Origin of the sequence: Mesomycoplasma conjunctivae, from assembly GCF_000026765.1 — a bacterium.
Lineage (GTDB): Bacteria > Bacillota_I > Bacilli_A > Mycoplasmatales > Metamycoplasmataceae > Mesomycoplasma > Mesomycoplasma conjunctivae.
Genome location: NC_012806.1, coordinates 384,571 through 405,409, shown reverse-complemented (window position 1 = coordinate 405,409; position 20,839 = coordinate 384,571). Strand labels below are relative to the sequence as shown.

Genomic DNA, 20,839 nt, shown 5'->3' with positions numbered 1-20,839 from the left:
TAATCTATCTTTTTATAAAAAAAGTTAGCTATTAATGGACATTGTATAAAAGGTTACGGCTAAAATGTATTATATCTTATTTTAAAAAATAAAAAAACATTTTTTCTTTTTTAAAATTTTTAACTTTATTTTTAAACACTTTTAAAAAAATATTATTCCTCGTAGGAATAAATTGGTGTAATTTTTTGCTGACTCATAGGATTGGATAATTCTAAAATAACAGCATTAAATTGACATTTATTTTTAGATGTAGTAAATTTGGAGTTTTTTGCATAACGCATTTTTTTATAAACATCTAAAAATTTAACTCCGATTGCATCATTACTAGGACCTGTCATGCCAACATCTGTAATGAAAAGTGTTCCATGCGACATCACTCTTGCATCGCTTGTTTGCACATGGGTGTGAGTTCCTACTACCGCTGAGACTTTACCATTTAAGTAAATTCCTAAAATATTTTTTTCGCTGGTAGTCTCTGCATGAAAATCAACAATATGAAAATCTGATTCATCTTGGTAGACAACTTTGTCAATTGCATCAAAAAAATTATCCGCCTCTTCTTCTTGTCAAGGCTTATTTAGTTTATTAAAGGTAATTCCTAACAAACTGGTAACACGAAAAGTTTTGCCATTTTTTTCAATCACGGTGGTACCATGTCCTTGATAATGTTGAGCAATATTTAAAGGTCTAACGATATCTTTATTATTAATAAAGAGGTTAATTTCTGGATTAAATCAGACATGATTACCAATAGTAAAAACATCAACTCCAACTTTTTGTAAATATTGATAATCAGATTTATTAAGACCTTTTCTACCAGTGATGTTTTCAGCTTGAACAATTACTAAATCAAAATTGTGTTCTTTTTTAAGACGTGCTAACTCTTTTTCAAAAAAGTTAATCCCTGGCTGACCAAAAATGTCACCTACAAACAAAATTTTTGCTTTTTTCATTATTTATTCTCTAAATTACTTGCTTCACTTTCAAGGTTGAATTTATATCACTGATCATTAATTTTATCAAATTTAGCTTCATTGCTTAATAAATTATAAAAATGTTGGTCAACCACATATGAGTGCTTAGGTTCATCTTTGAAATCTCACCTTGAAAACTCTTCTAGTTGGTTATTAAAGTCTTTGATTTGGAAATCTAAAAAATCTTGTTTATTTTTGCATTTAAAACTTCATAGAAAAAATTTAATTATAGAATTATTAGTTTTATCAATATCATGAATTTTATATAGTATTTTAAAAATTTCTTCAATTTTTAGCATGGGTAATGAGAAGGTAAAAAATAATTTATCATTTTCTGCAACTTTGTAAAAATTATAATTAAAATTATTTTTTTTCTCTTTGAAAATTAAATTAATTTGCTGAAAAGTTTTAAAAAAATTAGAATCTAAAAAATTTAAACTTATATAGTGGTGTTCAAAAATTGATTCATTTTCTATCTTCATAATTGAATCAAAATAATTTTTAAGTGTGGTTGTTGATTTTTCGCTTTTGTCTTCTGCTTTTTTATCAAATAAAAAGTAGTTATCAATTTTTTCTCAATGTTCATTACCAGGTGCTGTATTAAAGTCTAGTTCTGCTACTTTTAGTAAAAAAGCATTCATATCTTTTTGTTTTTCTTCTTTAAACTTAGTATTAAAAAAAATTGTAAATTCTTTCTTCTTACTGCTTGTTTTAATTTCAAAGGTAGTTTTATCCTTTTTTTCTTTATTTGTGTTTTTATGAACGGGTTGTAAATTTTCTAAGTCTTTTATTTCAATTCCCAAACCTTGCCAATCTATTTTGTCATCAAGCGCCTTTGGAATTATATGATCTATATTTCAAGTTTGTTGGTTTTTTTTAAAATTCCTACCTGCAAAATCTTTTCCGCTTTTTTCATTACCAAAATATTTTTTTCAAATTTCTTCTCGTTGTTCCGGACTTATTGTAGTTTTAGACATTTTGTTAACTCCTTGATTTTTTTTGATAAAAAAGATGCTAATTATAAAATAAGCATCTTTTATGGTCAATTATGATATGGTGCCAACAACAGGAATCGAACCTGCGACCCCATCCTTACCATGGATGTGCTCTACCGACTGAGCTATGATGGCATAACTTTAGGAATTATACCATTTTTTTGTTAAAAAGAAACAATTTTCTTGTTTTTTAAACATTTTAGGAGCAAACAAAATTTGTGAGCAATGCCTCTTTACCAAAATGATACCACAAAAAAATATTTTGCATGATTAAAAAAATTTTTTTATTGCAAAAAGAAGTTTTTGCTAATTATTTAAAGAAGCCGGCGTACCCATTTTTTTCTGACGAAAAGGTAAGCCTTACAAACTTATAGTTTGTAAAAAATAGCAAGTTCTAGCAAGTGACTTGCTAAATTTAGCAAATTTGGCATTTTTTTTGACTTTTATTACTATTATATAGTAATAATTTTACTTGCTAATTTTAGCAAGTAGGTAAAAAAACACCTCTTTTTTCAGGTTAGGCAAAATTAAAAAAATTAAATCAAAAATAGGTTAACATCCTGTACAAAATGATGAATAACTAGGTTGTTTTTAAATCGTTTTTCACTAAAAATTACTCGTTTAAATTTAGTACTTTTTTTGATTAAATGAGCCATTAATGATTCTGTATTGGAACCGGTATTTAGGTTTGAATAAACATTTTGTATTGCTTCATAATTGAATTTTATATAGTGAATAAACTTGCCTATTTCGTTAATTTTTTTCAAAATTCTAGTTGAATCATAAAGGTTGTTTTTTCAAAATTCTTTTAAATTTTTTTGGATGGTTTGCATAAAAAAAATAACTTCAAATAAACTTTGCTTTTCTAGTAAATCTTTTAAGATCCAATAAATTTTAGGTTGGTTATTAATAGAAAATAATTTTTTATTTAAGCTGTTGTTGTTCTTGAAAGAAACTAAATCAGATGCTTTTTTAACTAGATGATATTTATCCAAAATATATTTAGCATTTAAAGATTTAGCTAAATTTTTTATCCATTTAGCGCCATCACCAAAAATAATAATTTTTAATTTTTTCTTATATACATTTTGAATTGTTTTTAAAACAATTTGAGCTAAAACAGTTGGTTTATTTTTAATTTCTCTTATCTTCTTAATTTCTAAAATATTTGTTTTACCAACAATTTTTTTCTTATCATCTAATAAGTATAAAACCATCATTCTAGTGCAAGTTGAAATTGGTGTTTTAGTACCATATCTCACTTTATTAAAGGCATCATCAACAGCCATGTAAATAGTATCTTGATCTTTAGCTAAACTTGAAAAGTCTTGTACAGTTAAATTGGAGTTTATCTCTAGTTCTCTTAGTATTAGATTAATAGAGCTAGCAGAAATTACTTTGCCTAATAGTCGAGCTATTGACTCTGTTTGTTTGACTTCTAATGAAAGCTGTATTACTTTTTCTTTTAAGTTATTAACAATATTTTTTCCTTTAGAGACTAAATTAGTAAAAAAATCTGAGTAAAAAACATCTTTTTTTCTACCATTTACTTCACCATAGTCGTCTATTTTTGCCACTCACTTGTAGTATCTATATACATAAACTCAGATAGCTCCATAGTCTGTTATTATTTTTCTTTTAATTTGACCATGTGAGTAAACATCTGGCCTAACTGAATATGAGTCTCTAAATTTGTTTTCTTCCAATTCAATTATTTGTTTTAATTTTTGAATATATCTATTTTTTTGTTCTTTTGTAAAAAAAATACCATTTTCTTTATATGTTTGAATTAAACTAGTAATTTCCATAATTTAACCTTGATTTTATTTTTAATAATTTTTTATAAAATAGATTTAATGTTTTGGTTTTATAATTATAATTTGAAAAAAATTATTTAAAATTATTAATAAAACATAATAAAGTTATTTTAAAATAATAAAAAAATTTTAGTATATAAAATATAAATATTAAAAAAACTAATAATAAAATAAAAATAAATTACTAATAAAAATAAGCAAAAAGGCAATTAAAAATTATTTGCTATCAAAAAAATAATATATAATTATTAAAAAATATAAATAAAATAAAAAATAAATTACTAATAAATATTAAAATAAAAAATTATTAAATTGCTAATAAAAATAAAAAAAGATTAAATAAAAACATATTTAAAAAGAATGGAAATTAGTAAATGAAAACTATAGCTTTTGCAAATAACAAGGGAGGTGTTTTAAAAACTTCTTTAACAACTAACTATGTTGCTGTATTATCTAAAAAAGGTAAAAAAATTTTAATTATTGACTCAGACAATCAAAATAGTGTTTTATCTAGTTTTGGTAAACAAAATACAGCAGAAAAAATAGGGTTATATAATTTAGTTTTTGAAAATGCTAATATTTCTGATGCTATTACAAATGTTTATGAAAATATAGATGTAATACCATCTGGTAAAAAATGAAACACACATGATAGCGAGATGGTTCAAAGAATAATAAATCAAGATCCATTTAAACGTTTAAGTGAAATAATAAATGAAATAAAAAAATTACATCAATATGATTACATTTTATTTGACACAGAACCTGCTAAATCATCTAATACATTTTCAGTGTTGTTGGCATCTGATGAAGTAATAATACCTTTTACACTTGAATTTTATGGTATTAGAGGGATGGTAGAAATGAATGATTATATAGAAAAAGCTAAAAAAGGAAATCCTAAATTAAAAATAAAAGCTATGGTAGGAACTAAAACCAATGCTAGAAGTAAAGTAGAAAAAATGATAAGAGAGCAAGCAAAAAAACTACCTGAACCTGGACTTTGTTTAATTTCCATTCCCAATTCTATATCAGGAATCAACTCAATATCTTTAAAAAAATTACCAGTTTATTTAACTAGTAAAAACAAGTTATCTCAAGCTTATGAAAATTTAGTTAATTTATTAGAATTTAATATTAAGGACAAATAATATGGGAAAACAAGAAAATTCAATCAATTTAATTGATTTTTTAAACACAAATAAAGAAGAATCACAAGAAAGTAAAGATACACGTAAATATCAGCTCAAAGAATCTAATAAAGAAGAATCATTTTTAGATTCTATTTTAAGCAAAAAAATGTTACAAAAGAAAACAATTGGTTTTTTTATACCAATAGAATATGAGAGAAAATTAATAAAAATAGCTAAAGCACAAAATTTAAATAAAAGTCAATTATTAACACTTATTTTAGAAAAAATATTAAAAGATTATTAACAAAATTATCAATAAATTTTATAAAATGGAGAGTTATGGAAACAAAATTTAAACCTTTTATGCCGATAAAATCAATAACTTTTGATACATTAGGACAAGATATAGACAGTCATCCTGTTATTATAATTCATAACATGGATGGTCTTGAATTATTTTATATCAAATCAAGAACAGCAATAGATGAAAATGGCCAACTTAAAAAACCTACAGAAGGTGAAATTTTAATTAAAAAAAGCAAGAATCGTAATGCTCTTTTCAAGAATGATTCATATTTAGATTGCTCACAATTATTTAGAATTCAAGAATTAGATTATGATGATTTAATTCACAACAACAAAAAATTACAATTTACAAAAACAACTCAACTCTCATATGAAGATGTCTTAAGGATATTTGAAAAAATAGGTCAATTAATAGAAAAAATCCCACCATATATTGCTTTAAGTGATGTGAGTTATGATCGAAATACAAATAAAATTCAATCAGATTTGTTATATGCTTCCGACAAACATTTAAATGAAGATTTACGTTTTTTGTTTAAAACTAAGAAATTATCTAGTTCAGAAATCCAAACTTGAACTAATTATGTAGAAAATATAAAAAATAGTAAAAATTTAGAAGGTGTAGAAATTGTCTCAAAAGCTCTTGAAAAAGCTATATGGGATTATGATGATGAAATGGTAACACAACCTCTAGCAAGATGAATAGAGGAAAACCAATTAATAGAAAAAGGGAAAACTACCAAGGATATTATTCTTGAACACAATTCATTATTTAATCAAGGAAAAAAAATAGCTGCTAGACCTATTGGTATTTATGATGTAGCTGTGATAAACTCTTTTGCTTTTGCTGCTTCTAAAATTGAGAAAAATGATTTAAAGTTTGCACGTTGAGAGTTTAGCCAAATTTCTAGATTAGGTTTAGGTTTTAAACAATTTAAATCAATGCATACAAACTGAGATGGACAACCTTTGTTTGATTTTCGTTGGTTAGAAAAAGAATTTGAATTGTTTATGGAAAAAGAAGAGTTATACAACAAACGTATTGAAGAATTAAAAGCTAAATCTAAGGCAAGAAAAATGAAAATGTAATAAAAATTTATAAAACGGAGAGTTATGGAAACAAAATTTAAACCTTTAAAGATGAGTAACCATCGTTATAACGCTCCAGATATTGAAAGAATCATCCTTACATATTTTTTGCGTCGACCAGATAAGGTTCACCGCTATATTAATTTGTTAAGTGAAGAAGATTTTAGTGATAAGCAATTATCAATTATCTTTCTTGCAATCAAGAAATTGATGAATAATAATGGTTCTTTTAGTGTCGAACTTTTAATTGAGCATCTTAGAAGCTATGGAAAATTAGAATTAATTGGTGGCCTTCCCACAATTGCTAATTTATCAAAATCTTTTTTAGTCTTTGACAATACAATTGAGCAATATATCAAAATTGTAACTGAGAAGACAGCTTTGCGTAATTTGAAAAAATTACTTGAAGAAAGCTTGAAAAATATAGATAATTCAACACTTTCAAGCTCTGAGTTGAGCTCCCATTTGCAATCACAAATTAACCAAATTAATTACGCCAACACTAGTGATAATTTCACCAGTGTCTCAAGTGTTTCTAGCGAAATCCTAGATTATTTAGTTCAAAATCGCAATCGCGATTCTTTCAAAGGTTTATCTACCGGATATACAAATATTGATAATACCACTTCTGGGTTACAGCCTGGTGAGCTAATAATTTTGGCTGCCCGTCCTTCAGTGGGTAAAACCGCTTTTGCCCTCAACATTGCAAGAAATGTTTGTGCTAATAAAAAATCAGTTTTATTTTTCTCATTGGAAATGTCTGATAAAGATTTAGTTACAAGAATTTTATCGCTTGAGACCAACATCGACTCTAGTTTATTTAAAACACCAAAATATTTAAAAGAGGAACAATTTGAAATTATTACAAGTGCTATTAATCACCAAATTGCTAATTATCAAATGCTCATCAATGATTCAGGTTCAATAAATATCGACGATATTTATTGACAAGTTTGAAAACGTTTTAAAAATAATGAAAAATTTGATTTAATTATTTTAGACTATCTGCAATTAATCAATTCAAGCCAAAAACAAAGAAGTGATTCTAGACAAGTCGAAGTTTCAATCATTTCTAGAAAGCTCAAACAACTAGCTCGTGATGTCAATGTGCCCATCATTGCACTTTCACAACTATCAAGAAGTGTTGAAAAACGTGAGGATAAATTGCCAATGCTCTCTGATTTACGTGAATCGGGAGCTATCGAACAAGACGCCGATATTGTCGCCTTTTTATATCGAGCTGATTACTACAATAAACAAAAAGGTAGCGAAGAAATAAGCGATGACTCGCCAACACAATTGCGAATTGCCAAAAATCGAAGTGGTCCAACAGGTATTCTTGACTTTATTTTTATCCCTCGTCAAGGACTTTTTGTCGAACAAGAATGAAATGGTGATAGCGATGAATAAGGGCAATTATTAACACTTATTTTAGAAAAAATATTAAAAGATTATTAACAAAATTTATAAAATGGAGAGTTATGGAAACAAAATTTAAACCTTTTATGCCAATAAAATCAATAACTTTTGATACATTAGGACAAGATATAGACAGTCATCCTGTTATTATAATTCATAACATGGATGGTCTTGAATTATTTTATATCAAATCAAGAACAGCAATAGATGAAAATGGCCAACTTAAAAAACCTACAGAAGGTGAAATTTTAATTAAAAAAAGCAAGAATCGTAATGCTCTTTTCAAGAATGATTCATATTTAGATTGTTCACAATTATTTAGAATTCAAGAATTAGATTATGATGATTTAATTCACAACAACAAAAAATTACAATTTACAAAAACAACTCAACTCTCATATGAAGATGTCTTAAGAATATTTGACAAAATAGATGAATTAATAAAAAAAATCCCACCATATATTGCTTTAAGTGATGTAAGTTATGATCGAAATACAAATAAAATTCAATCAGATTTACTATATGCTTCCAACAAACATTTAGATGGCGATTTGAAGTATCTATTAGAAAATAACAAATTATCTAGTTCAGAAATCCAAACTTGAACAAATTATGTACAAAATATAAAAAATAGTAAAAATTTAGAAGGCATAGAAATTGTCTCAAAAGCTCTCAAAAAAGCTAAGCGAGATTATAATGGTGAAATGGTAGTAGAGCCTCTAGCTGATTGAATAGAGAAAAACAAATTAATAGAAAAAGGTAAAACTACCAAAGATATTATTCTTGAACACAATTCATTATTTAATCAAGGTAAAAAAATAGCTGCTAGACCTATTGGTATTTATGATGTAGGAGTGATAAACTATTTTGCTTTTGCTGATTGTAAAATTAAGAAAAATGATTTAAAGTTTGCACATGATGAATTTGATAAAATTTCTATATTAGGTTTAGATTTTGAACAATTTAAATCAATGCATACAAGCTGAGATGGACAACCTTTATTCAATTTTAATTGGCTAGAGCAAGAATTTAAATTGTTTATGGAAAAAGAAGAGTCATACAACAAATATGTTGAAGAATTAAAAGCTAAATCTAAGACAAGAAAAATGAAAATGTAATAAAAATTTATAAAATGGAGAGTTATGGAAACAAAATTTAAACCTTTTATGCCGATAAAATCAATAACTTTTGATACATTAGGACAAGATATAGACAGTCATCCTGTTATTATAATTCATAACATGGATGGTCTTGAATTATTTTATATCAAATCAAGAACAGCAATAGATGAAAATGGTCAACTTAAAGACCCTAAAGATGGTGAAATTTTAATTAAAAAAAGCAAGAATCGTAATGCTCTTTTCAAGAATGATTCATATTTAGATTGTTCACAATTATTTAGAATTCAAGAATTAGATTATGATGATTTAATTCACAACAACAAAAAATTAAAGTTTACAAAAACAACTCAACTCTCATATGAAGATGTCTTAAGAATATTTGAAAAAATAGATGAATTAATAAAAAAAATCCCACCATATATTGCTTTAAGTGATGTAAGTTATGATATAGATAAAAATATAATTAAATCAGATTTGTTATATGCTTCTGATGAACATTTAGATAGTGATTTGGAGTATCTATTAAAAAAGAGCAAATTATCTAGTTCGGAAATCCAAACTTGAACAAATTATGTAGAAAATATAAAAAATAGTAAAAATTTAGAAGGTATAGAAATTGTCTCAAAAGCTCTCAAAAAAGCTAAGCGAGATTATGATGATGAAATGGTAATAGAACCTCTAGCAAGATGAATAAAGAACAACCAATTAATAGAAAAAGGGAAAACTACCAAAGATATTATTCTTGAGCACAATTCATTATTTAATCAAGGTAAAAAAATAGCTGCTAGACCTATTGGCATTTATGATGTAGGTGTGATAAACTCTTTTGCTTTTGCTGCTTCTAAAATAAGGCGAAATGATTTAAAGTTTGCACATGATGAATTTGATAAAATTTCTATGTTAGGTTTAGATTTTGAACAATTTAAATCAATGCATACAAACTGAGATGGACAACCTTTATTCAATTTTAATTGGTTAAAAAAAGAATTTGAATTGTTTATGGAAAAAGAAGAGTCATACAACAAATATGTTGAAGAATTAAAAGCTAAATCTAAGACAAGAAAAATGAAAATGTAATAAAAATTTATAAAATTAAATAAAAAAACCACCTAAAAAAGGTGGTTTTACAGTTTTTTTGCTTAAACTACAACTGTAAAGTTAATATTGTTCTTTTTTGAGCAGCAGAGAACACCTACCAAAGCAATACATGTTTAAAAAACAACTCATTCATATTTTATATTATTTTTGCAAAAATAAAAAGTTTTTTGATCGGTTATAAATTATGAAGAGTAATTTTTTATTTATTTTTTAAATGTTTTGAATTTTTTTCTAAATATAAAAAATATTGCAACAGAGATAATAATAATTGGAATTAAAATTGCTGGAATAATTCAAGTAATGCTTTCATTTCTTTTTTCTATTACATCTTTTTTTATATCTAAGTCGCTAATTAAATTATTAAAGTCTAAATTTTCTACTTTAATTTTTAATTTATTATTAGTTAAAAAATTAGCAGGTTCTAATTCTATGTCACTGACTTTATTATTTTGGATTTTTTCTAAAGCAAGATTAAAATTGTTAGCAGTTAAATAGTCTTGAACATTTAAATCAAATTTGACTAATTGTTGGTTTAATTGTTGAATTAATTCTTCCGAAATTTCACTTTCTTTATTTGTTTTTAGAATAATAGGATCTAACTTAATTTTAGATAAATCTGTTATATTGGGTTTTTGTGTATTAGCCACAGTATTAATAATTTTTATGTTAGCAAAACCAGGTTGTTTTAAACTTTGTAATCCTAAATTAATAGAATTAGCTAAATCTAAATTAGATAAATTTTCCTCAGGATTTAATATAGTAGAATTGGTAATTAGTGGTTGTAGGCTCACAAAATCAAAATCTTGATTAGCTTTTAATTTACCATTTGTAGCTTCTTGGATTTGACTTTTTATATAATCAATAGCTTGCGTATTATTGTCAATTCCTGCTAAATTAATTGTAAAATTATCTGGCAAAATTGAAAAAGGATTGTAATTATTTTTAGCTTCTTCTTGAATTTCTTTTAAGTTAAATTTAAATTTATTTTTATCAAAGAAAATACCTTCATTACTAGTTTTTAATTCTACTTGATAATCACTTAACCCTTGATAATTTATTATGGTTTGCACATCATCTCTACCAGTAATAGAACTAGATAAATAATTTATTTTTTCTAATAATTGATCACTTGATAAAAAAGGATTTTTAGTTATTGTTTTTTTAATTTCAGACTCTAAAAAATCTTTGACTAAAATTTCTTCTTTAGTAGATTTTAGTTTTTTTATTTCATCTTGATTTCTGATACCTGTGTATTCAAAATTATATTTAAAATTTAATGGTATAGATTGGTTTTTATCTAAATCTAAAATTAGATCTTTACTATTATCACTATTTGTAGATAAATTTTCAACATTAAAATTTAGATGAGCTGAATTAGAATTTTTGTCAAATTTTAAAGCTTCTAATTGTTGTTGACTAAGTGAAGAGACAAAATCGGATATATCTACTTGTAAATTAATTTTTTGATTTTGTTTTAAATCAATTTGGTTATTTACTATTTGCTCTTCTAAATTTTTATCAATTATTTTAGCCAAATCACTTAAGTTAGGATCTTGAATTTGATTTTTATTAAGTTTGAAATCTATATAAGATTTTCAATATGATAAAACTTTTTCATAAGATAGACTATCAATATTTTTTTCACTTAATTTTCTTTCTTTTTTCAAATATTCCTTAAGATTTTTGCCAGCTAATGAAGATCAAAAAGGAGTGTAATAATTGCTATGGACTATATCAGTGAATAAACTAGTATTGCTGTTTTCACCAATTAAAAACAATTTAAAACTTTGTTGATCTTTTTCATGACTAACTCTAAAAAGTCACAAACCACTAGTTGAAAAATAATTATTTTCATTATTAATAATTTCTTCTTTAGTTCCTTTTTTACTAGTTGCTAGTCCTGGAATATTATGTTCTTGAATTTCAAAATTATTTTGATTGGCTAAATTAACACTATAACGTTTTACTTCTGTATTACTATTTTTAATATTAGTATTTAGCGATAAGTTAACACCTTTGCCCACAACTGCAGCTTCAGCTATAAATCCTGATTGAGCAATACTTGAATCAGGATAAAAAATTGCATCTTCTATTCCTGTTTGGCATCTTTGCCATGAACAATTAAATTTATTTGTGACTCAAAGCAATTGTTTTTTAGTACCGGTTGTTGGATTAATATAAGGATCAAAGTTTGGATTTTTAACAGAATTTCCTTGATTATCTAAAATAGGATTACCTTTACTATCTAAAAGATTTTCAGTAATTAAATCTTTTTGTTTTGGATTATTTTTAGGATCTCATGCAAACCATTTACCTTCTAAAATACTATTGACACTTTTAGTTGTAATGTGCACAGTATAAGTTTTTACTACTTCACTATTGTTTTTAGATTTTGAATCTCTTTTAAATTGTTTTATTTCAACTTTGTAGGTATTAATTGCTCCTTCTTCTTTATCTTCAAGTCGCAAATCTTTTAAAATAGTACTAAAATGTTTATTTAACACATCGACAGGTTTGTCATTAATATATAAGACTTCATTTTCATCATCACTAGCAGAAAACTCAACTCCAACATCTCCAAAATATTCAAATTTTCCGCCATATAATTGACTACTATTTGATCTAGCGGATTCTTCTTTTAATTTTTTAGTTTCATCATCATTTATCTCTTTTTTTGGACTTAGAATTCTGACTAATCTTTTAGTTTTGGTATCATAATCATAAATATATGATGGTATAAATTCAAGTCTTGAACTAAAAGATTGTTTTTTTAAAAATTCGGTAGGTTGCCATTCTATTTTCATGTTAGATGATAAAATGAATTGCTCATATCTTTTATCTATAGGATTATAAAATTTAATAAAAACTTCTGATGGTTCATTTTTTGAATTAGTAGTATATCAAAATTCAGCTTTATAATTGTTATCATTTTGTGTTTTAATAGGGTCGAATCAATTATTAACTAAATCATGAAAATATTCTTTATTAGATTTATTAGTGGTCTTAGAAGCTAAAGCATTTAATCCATTAGCATAGCCAGTATCTGTAGGAATAATAAATTTGCCATTAAACCTGGTATTAAATTGATTTTTAATATTGTTTAAGTAAGAATTTAATTTATTAATTTCTTGATTTTCATGTAAGCTTTTTTCCTGAAATTTCGCTGTTGCAGACATAGTTGTTTTTACACTCACTATATGTTCATCACTTATTGTGTATGCAAAATTAAGTTTAAATTCAGTTAATGTAAAATCACTTCAATTTTGGTTGTTTAATTGCTTAGCAAATTCTTCTTTTAAACCACTACTTATATCTCAGTTATCAAGAGTTACTTTTAATAAACTAAATGATTCATTTTGTGTTGGACTTCTTTGAAATTTAATATCATTAAAATTATGAACATAATCATCTCTTATACCAGAGCCACTATTGATATCATAAAAGCCATTATTTTTTTTAACATAATTTCGTTTTCAGAGAGGATAATAACCTTGTTGTAAATTTCATTCATAATCTGAAAATCAACCAGCACTTAATTGTTTGACAGTTGATTTATCATTATAACTAACTCCAAAATTAGATCCTCCTAGCCATCCAATTCCATAAGAATTATCACCTTCAGTACTTATTTTGATTTTAGCTTTAGGAGCTTGATAAGCTAAATTAACATTAACATTGTAATTTTTTGAAACAGAAATATGACGAGATTTTGGAGCAAATTTTTCATCAATTCTCCTATTAGTATTATAAATGGGAATGTTATTTATAAGAGAAGGCATAAAAAATAATGTAGAAAAAGAGAAAAAAGGTAAGATCAATTTAATAATTTTTGTATTCATCTTCATCTCCTTCATTTTTAATTTCATCTTGATTATAAATATCCTCGCCATTTTTTTGACTAATTTTTTCACTAGCAAGGAATCTTTCATAGAATTCTAAAATCTCTTTTTTTCTTGTTCTATTTTTAGATTTTAACACCCTAAGTTTTGCATTAATTTCCATTCTTTTTTGTTGGAAAATATTTATCTCTTTTAGTAATTTTAGTGATTGTTGTTCATCAAATTTGTTAAAATTTTGAGGCTTGTCAATAATTCAGTTAATTAAAAAATCTACTTTTTCACTTAACAATTGTGCATTTAAAAAACTTTCCTTTTGCATTTCGATTAGTTTTAAATAAAAAGGTGTTAATGAGGCAAAGGTCGCTTTTCTCAAAGAATAATAAATATCTTGTCTAATTGAGAAAAAGGATTGGGCAAAGGAGTCTGATTGAATGCTTTGAATTATGAATTTTTTAAATTCACGTGTCGGATTTTTATCATTTTCTATTAATTCTTGTTTAATCTTATTGATTAATTTAACTTCTTTAGGATCTGTATAATGTAGTCACAAAGTCGCTTTGTTTGTTTCTTTTTTTGTAGTATTTTTCTTAGCCATTTACTTTGTCTCCTTTATCAAAAAAATAAGATTTTTCAACATCATTATAATAAGCACTTAATTTAAAACGATTAACACTATCAACTGTTAAAAGAAAATCTCCAATTTGAGCTAAACTTATAAAATTTTTCTCATCCTCACTTAAGCCACCAACATTTTTATATAAATTATCTATCTTTTCAATATCCTTACTTTTAAGATTGAAAAATATTGAATATTGGCAATTTTCAATAATAGCTTCAGATTTACGTGCTGCTTCACCTGTTATAGCAAAATCACCTGGATTTTGTGTTGTAATAATTAATCCACCATTATATTTTCTAATAGTTTTGGCAGTATCAAATAAAAAGTTTAAAGCAAATAAATTAGACTCATCAATAAATTTATGTCCTTCATCTACTACTAAAATAATTTTTTTATTATCTTGCATATAAAAGTCTGAAATTTCGCCTTGAATAAATGATAAAGTTAGAAAAAATGCGGATTGATAAATTTTTTTGTCTAATTGCATTAATGCAGCAACATTAAAAATTGCGAAATTTTGTGTAGCATTATAATTAGTGCTATGATTATTAAACATCTTTCCTAAAATACTATTTTTATTAAATTCTGATTTTAGCGATGCTAACAAAATATTTTTTTCTTGTTTAGTTAAAAAATCAAATTCAGCTTCTTTGACAACTTGGATTAAATCATCAATTGTTGGATAAAATGTATTTTCATACTCGGTAATATCATCACTAAGTTCATAAAATCCAAATTTTTCATAAAGTTTTTCTACTGCTTGTTTTAAAGCCATAAAACTTATTTGATTTAATTCAGGAAAAATAATTTTAAAAAATGTTTCAAGTTTTGAAATATTTAGAGATAACAATTCTAAATTTGTATTTTTAACTTTACTATCATTTGGATTAAATATTTTTCTAATTTGAAGTGGATTAAAAACTGTTTGACCACTACCGTTTAAATGGATAATATTTGCATTAAATAATTTTCCCAATTTTGCATATTCATTTTGAGGATCTAAAATTATGACATGATTACCAATTGAAAGATTGTAACTAATTAATTTTTTTGTAATAGTAGTTTTACCAGAGCCAGAAGTTCCTAAAATAAATAAGTTTGAATTTTTTCTACTATCTTGTTGCAAAAATTGATCAAAAAATAATGGAGTGCCATCATGAAAATTTGTCCCTAATACATTATAATTTCCATCATTAAATTCTCTTGTTGTAAATGGAAAGCCATATGCAATATTATTTGCCGGCATTTCAATTCATTCTTTTAGCGTATCTTTTTGTCTAAAAAAACTATTTATATATGCCTCTAATTGTTTAAATCTCAAAGTATGTATTTTAGCCCCAATACTCTTAACTAAATGTGAATTTTGATTTTCTAAATTTATTAAATCTTCTTTTGAATTAGCACTATTGACAAATAAAAAAGTAGAATAAAATAAATTTTGACCTGTTGCAGCTATGTCTATAACATTTTCGATAGCTTCTTGCTCAAATTCTCCTTTTTTCTTGTCTATGATATTTTGTGTTTTATCTTCACTATTAATATCTAAAATAGTATGAGCTTTGTTAAGGATTTTGTTTTTCTCTTTTTCATCGATTTTTTGAATATTTCAAATTACATTAGAATTAGAATTAAAAAAATTGTTTGCTCAATAAGGGGGTAATTCTAAAGGTAATTCCGAAATTGATTGAAAGGAAAAAAATTTATTATGTGAAGTAAAATATTTAGACTTTCAACTAATTTCATCTAAAGCAAAATATTTAGCAATATTTTTTTTCTCATTTTTAATTTGCTGCAAAATTTCTTTTGGGAACTTATCATTTGAATTTAAAGTTTGAATAGATAAATTTAATAATTCTTCTATTTTTAATTTTTGTGAATTAATATTAATTTGCGAAAAAGCACTTTTTAATCTTGCAATTTCAAATTCTAAATCTTTAAATTCAAAACCATAAACTAAAACATAATAATCAAATTTAGTTTGTCCTTCAAAATTAATTGTTAAATCATCACTATATGCTTCACAAAAGTTTTCATCGTTATTTTCTAGGCAAATTTCTCTTTGTTGTTCGAAAAAATCTTGATTTGCTTTGATGTCATTATCAACAACAATTTTAATAATAGAAATTTTATGATTAATATTATTAATTATTTTACTAAACTGATGAAATATGGATAGTTGGTAATCTTCATCATAAGCAAATAAATCAAAACCTTGAATTTTTAAACCACCAACATAACCAAAATTGCTGTAAATAAAATCATTTTTACAACTTTCATAAGGAACTAAATTTGATGTATTATTTGAACTTTTGGACTTTGATGAATATTTCCTAGGCAAGCTGACAAATTTAATTCAATTAATAAAAATTTGTCATCCTCTAGCATTTTGAGATGGAAAATTTATAAGCAAAGGTAAACCTATAAAAGCAAAAATTGCTATAAATATTAAAACTTTAAAAAAGAAATTAATTTGACTATTAAGAGAAGCGACAACAATTAAAGCTATGATGATAACAATAATTAAAACAAAAAAATCCTTAATAGTAAAATTCTTAAATAAATTCAATTTAATTTTATTAATTGCTTTATTTTGAATCTGTTTTTTCATTTATATCCTCATTATCTTTTTTAGCTTGTTTTCTTTTCTCAAAATCTCTTTTTCAATCTTTATATACATCACCTTGTAAAGCATCGTTGCGATGATTTATATGTACTGTCTCATAAAGATTATCTTGTCTTTTGCTAAATCTTGATTTTTGTTTTTCAAAAGATTTAGTCTTTTTCTCAACAGCTTCTTGAAATAATTTGGTATTATCCTCTGAATTTTTAGGATCATTTTGCAGCACTTTTTCAGCTTTGTTTTTTTGTCAATTTTTAACTCCCATTGAAAGTTTAGAACCTAAAAATCCAACTTCTTCTACTAATCCTAAATCTTTGCTTTCACGATTAGCTCTAACTCCAGAGTAAAGTTTTTTAAATACATTGCCATCTGTGTTGTTTCAACCCTCTCGAAAAGTTTGACCTTTGGCAATTTTGTCCGCTCTTAATTGCTCAAGTTCAGCTCTTTTTTCAGTTCTTGAAATTTCACCTTTTTTATAGCGAGCTTTAATTTCTGCTTTCTTAAAATCATGAAAGCCAGTTAATTTTTGTCCTTTTATAAAACCTTTTTTAGCAAGAATGCCAGCTCCTGTTATAGCACCGGCGGAAAAAGCAACTCCTTTTAGAGTTCGACGTGCTCATTCTTGTTGTGAGCGAACAAATCCATCACTACCAAAATAACCTGCAAACTCTTCTCCAATTGTTTTTATTGCTACCCCGCCTCCTAGAATAAAGACAAAACTTAGGAAAAAATTTAATAATGAATTGGAAACTATAGAATCATTTTGAAATGATGATTCATTTTTGATAATTTGATAACCTTGGTTAACTGTATATTCTGCTCATATAAAGAAAAACGAAAATGATAATTGATAGATGACAACAACTCAAAATTTAGCCCAAAAAGCTTGCATATATTTTTTAAATAACCGGCCATCATCTATAATTTTGCTAACTGAAAAAACAGGTAATAAGATTAATTGATAAAACATTTGCGCTAAATTAGATACAAGACCTATCAATGTTGAAGATAACAGTCAACTAATAATTAATGTTGAAATTGCAACCAATAAAATTAATCTAGGTCCATCACCTACACTTAAGTGTTTATAAGCATCAAGAGGCATTACATTACCTTTACTAATAGATTCGACATCACTTGCACTTAATTTTATTTCACCAATGGCACCTCTAATTAATGATAAAGTTAAATTATGTCGATAACCTAAGCTTTCCTTGATTCCATTGACCAGTAAATTAATTCCAATAAAGCAAATAAATATAAGTACAATAAATATAATTGGAAAAATGATTGCCGATGCTGTATTAATAATAACATTTTTAATACTTGAATCATACTCATTAGGTTTTTTATTAGAGAGAAAAAAGTTTTTAACTAATCTATAGATAACTAAAAACAATAAAACTGTTGCTGCCAATCCAGCAGAAATTCAAAAAGGTAACGGAATTTTAGTAATACTAAAATTCTCTTGTGAACCAAAAAACATATTTTTTATAACATTGAAGGAAATAGATCCAAATAAAGTGGTAATAATATTTAAAAAAATTATAAAAGGCCAAGCAAAAATCATCCAAGCTGCACTAAAGAATAAATAACTTATTCAATCAAAAATATCAGCAAAAATCATATTTAGATTTTATAAATTAAGCACCAGGAGCACCAGCACTACCAGGAGCTGTGTTTGAGCTAGGATTGATTATTTGTTGGACTCCAGAAAAAGAATTAGAAACAAGGTTAACGATAGTACTTACTATTGCACCAGCTGCTATAAGTACAACAATGATAACCCCAATAATTAATAAGCTTTTTTTAATATTAGCTCAAATTTCAGCTTTTTTTTGATTATTATTAGCAAATTTATATTTAAGAAATTCGACAATAAACCAAATAATTGAAACTAAAATAACAAAACCACTAACTGAACTAAAAAATAAAATAGTTATACCAGTTGCAGTTTGTGTAATTGAATTGACTGTTGTTTGAATATTTGTTAAAGAATTATTTTCACCCGCAAATGAAACGACGTTTAAAATGTTTTGGAAATTTTCCATAATCTTCCTTTTAAATAAAAAAATATTTATTTTATAAGCATAAATTATTAATTTAATTATTAAAAAGTTAGATAATCATTAGTTTTATATAGATAAAAAATTATTTATTTTTAATGTATAGATAATTTTTTACTAATTTTCTACAGAATTGTTTTGTTGTAAGGAATTAATTTGTTCTTGATATTTTAATTGAAATTGACTTTCAAATTGATTTCTTCATGTTTGTCATGCTCGCTCTGATATTTGATTTTCTTTATCAGGATCTAGCACTGTAATTCTTGTCCCATTTAGAAGTGGATAAACATATTCTTTTAAATAAAATGTATTAACTTGTTGATCAAGAGGTTCAATTTTTACATCTTCAGTTTCATTATTATATTTTCAAATTAAAGGTGCGACTTTTTTATTATAATAGTCAATAAAATCAGAAGCTAGAGATTGCATATCTAAATTTTGCTCAGGATCAATGTTAAAAACTAAATCCTTACGTAAACTAATATGTTTGTCTGGTAATAAAAAATCTCTAATTGTTCCGACTAATTCTTTAATGGTATTTCTTAATTTAATTTGGATTTGCTTTGCCAATGGTTGATCTGAATTATTTATTTCAAATAATGCACGCTCAAAAGCTTCCATTCTTGATAAAACAAAATAAACTGCGCCTTGACCTTGATAAGCACGTTGGACATCTTGAACTAATAATAAAAGACTATATCACAACTTTTCTTTACTATTAGGTTGATAGTTTTTTTGAATATAATAATCATCTCTGAAAAATCTAACAAATCTATCATCATTATTTCTAAATTCACCTTCATACATTGTGATAGGATCGGCATAGAAATTACCATAAATAAAATCATAAACTATCATTTCTTTTATTAGTGAATTCTCGACATCTTTGCCAAGCTCATCTTTAATGATTTTAAATAGTTTTTCTGTCTCAAATGGAGGTTGTAGTGTATCATGAAAAGAACTATCAGACTTTGAACCAATACTTTTGCTAAATTCTTTTATCTCTGTTAATCAAACATCGTGTCTTTTACCATTTGTAGTATATTTATTTAAATTATTATAGTTATAGCTTTTGAGCTTTTCACTCAAATAATCTAATTTTTTTAAATACTCTTCTTTGTAAGATGTTAAAGTAAAATCTCTAAAACCATTTTTTTCTAAAATATAAGGAGTTGATTGTAAAAAATACCAATAATTCATTAATCCATATTTTTCACCTTTTTGAAAACTAGCATCTTTAAATTCAGTTAAATAATTTTTATCAGGATTAAATTTATTTTGTGGTATTTTAGGATTTTTCTTACGACCATTTAAACTTAATCTTGAGTTGTTTACTAAATTATTAGATACATCTTCTATTGTAGGATCTGCAATATTTGATTTGCTAGGTTCATCAGTATTATTTAAATTAACTTCTGGTCTAGATTGTGGTAAAAGTTGTCTATTAATTTCCTTACGAATTTCTACATAAGGTTCAATACAAGAAACAAAAGCAAAAGGAACCAAAGTTATAGGTAATAGTTTTCCATATTTTTTAATTTTAGTTTGAAAAGATGACATAAAACACTCCATATACTAAAGCCATAATAAAAGCAAAATACAATGAAACTATCTTTTTTTGCCTAGATTTTTTTGCCATAATCTTTATTTTAATTTTGTTATTAGTTTTTCAAATATACAAACCTAATAGCAAATAAAATACTAGAGCAAAAATAGCTGCTATTAAATTACTAATATTCATTA

At 25.2% G+C, this 20,839-nt stretch carries 15 protein-coding genes and 1 tRNA gene; 6 read left to right on the top strand and 10 right to left on the bottom strand.

The features are described from left to right. Positions 1 to 152 precede the first annotated feature (152 nt). The 4 genes from MCJ_RS01790 to MCJ_RS01770 form a co-directional block, all read right to left on the bottom strand. Positions 153 to 953: a TIGR00282 family metallophosphoesterase gene (locus tag MCJ_RS01790; RefSeq protein ID WP_012751579.1), complete on the bottom strand. Its 801-nt coding sequence runs from the start codon at positions 951 to 953 to the stop codon at positions 153 to 155. Next, positions 953 to 1,951 carry an HNH endonuclease gene (locus tag MCJ_RS01785; protein WP_050731551.1) on the bottom strand — a complete coding sequence of 333 codons (999 nt, stop codon included), beginning with the start codon at positions 1,949 to 1,951 and terminating at the stop codon, positions 953 to 955. Before MCJ_RS01785 ends, MCJ_RS01790 begins: the two co-directional genes overlap by 1 nt. A 77-nt stretch (positions 1,952 to 2,028) precedes the next feature. Further along, positions 2,029 to 2,104: transfer RNA gene (locus MCJ_RS01775), tRNA-Thr, on the bottom strand. A 401-nt stretch (positions 2,105 to 2,505) separates the two neighbouring features. Beyond that, a complete protein-coding gene (locus MCJ_RS01770) occupies positions 2,506 to 3,777 on the bottom strand; it encodes an Mbov_0401 family ICE element transposase-like protein (RefSeq protein ID WP_012751577.1) in 1,272 nt (423 codons plus the stop codon). A gap of 383 nt (positions 3,778 to 4,160) precedes the next feature. Between MCJ_RS01770 and MCJ_RS01765 the strand changes: the two genes are divergently transcribed. The 6 genes from MCJ_RS01765 (at position 4,161) to MCJ_RS01740 (ending at position 9,931) form a co-directional block, all read left to right on the top strand. After that, positions 4,161 to 4,937, top strand: a complete 777-nt coding sequence (locus MCJ_RS01765; RefSeq protein WP_012751576.1) for a ParA family protein — start codon at positions 4,161 to 4,163, stop codon at positions 4,935 to 4,937. Between the two features lies 1 nt (position 4,938). Next, positions 4,939 to 5,223 (top strand): hypothetical protein, encoded by a 285-nt coding sequence (locus MCJ_RS01760; protein ID WP_012751575.1) that lies wholly within the window; start codon positions 4,939 to 4,941, stop codon positions 5,221 to 5,223. A gap of 35 nt (positions 5,224 to 5,258) precedes the next feature. Continuing rightward, a complete protein-coding gene (locus MCJ_RS01755; RefSeq protein WP_012751574.1) occupies positions 5,259 to 6,314 on the top strand; it encodes an Mbov_0400 family ICE element protein in 1,056 nt (351 codons plus the stop codon). Positions 6,315 to 6,338: 24 nt separating this feature from the next. Continuing rightward, on the top strand, positions 6,339 to 7,724 hold the full coding sequence (gene dnaB / locus MCJ_RS01750; RefSeq protein WP_012751573.1) for a replicative DNA helicase: 1,386 nt from the start codon (positions 6,339 to 6,341) through the stop codon (positions 7,722 to 7,724). A gap of 71 nt (positions 7,725 to 7,795) precedes the next feature. Then, positions 7,796 to 8,851 (top strand): Mbov_0400 family ICE element protein, encoded by a 1,056-nt coding sequence (locus MCJ_RS01745; RefSeq protein ID WP_012751572.1) that lies wholly within the window; start codon positions 7,796 to 7,798, stop codon positions 8,849 to 8,851. Between the two features lie 24 nt (positions 8,852 to 8,875). Beyond that, positions 8,876 to 9,931, top strand: coding sequence for an Mbov_0400 family ICE element protein (locus tag MCJ_RS01740; RefSeq protein ID WP_012751571.1), 1,056 nt, complete (start codon positions 8,876 to 8,878; stop codon positions 9,929 to 9,931). Between the two features lie 224 nt (positions 9,932 to 10,155). Here the strand turns inward: MCJ_RS01740 and MCJ_RS01735 are convergent, their stop codons facing one another. The 6 genes from MCJ_RS01735 to MCJ_RS01710 form a co-directional block, all read right to left on the bottom strand. Beyond that, on the bottom strand, positions 10,156 to 13,791 hold the full coding sequence (locus MCJ_RS01735; protein WP_041594513.1) for an Mbov_0399 family ICE element protein: 3,636 nt from the start codon (positions 13,789 to 13,791) through the stop codon (positions 10,156 to 10,158). Then, a complete protein-coding gene (locus MCJ_RS01730; protein ID WP_012751569.1) occupies positions 13,772 to 14,386 on the bottom strand; it encodes an Mbov_0398 family ICE element protein in 615 nt (204 codons plus the stop codon). The genes MCJ_RS01735 and MCJ_RS01730 overlap by 20 nt, the downstream gene beginning before the upstream one ends. Continuing rightward, the gene (locus MCJ_RS01725) at positions 14,379 to 17,018 is read right to left on the bottom strand and encodes an Mbov_0397 family ICE element conjugal transfer ATPase (protein WP_012751568.1); all 2,640 of its coding nucleotides are present in this window, start codon (positions 17,016 to 17,018) and stop codon (positions 14,379 to 14,381) included. Before MCJ_RS01725 ends, MCJ_RS01730 begins: the two co-directional genes overlap by 8 nt. Continuing rightward, positions 16,996 to 18,657 (bottom strand): Mbov_0396 family ICE element transmembrane protein, encoded by a 1,662-nt coding sequence (locus MCJ_RS01720; protein ID WP_012751567.1) that lies wholly within the window; start codon positions 18,655 to 18,657, stop codon positions 16,996 to 16,998. Before MCJ_RS01720 ends, MCJ_RS01725 begins: the two co-directional genes overlap by 23 nt. A gap of 16 nt (positions 18,658 to 18,673) precedes the next feature. Next, entirely contained in the window at positions 18,674 to 19,081 is a 408-nt protein-coding gene (locus MCJ_RS01715; RefSeq protein WP_012751566.1) for a hypothetical protein, read from the bottom strand. A gap of 132 nt (positions 19,082 to 19,213) precedes the next feature. After that, on the bottom strand, positions 19,214 to 20,656 hold the full coding sequence (locus MCJ_RS01710) for a hypothetical protein (protein ID WP_012751565.1): 1,443 nt from the start codon (positions 20,654 to 20,656) through the stop codon (positions 19,214 to 19,216). Positions 20,657 to 20,839 lie beyond the last annotated feature (183 nt).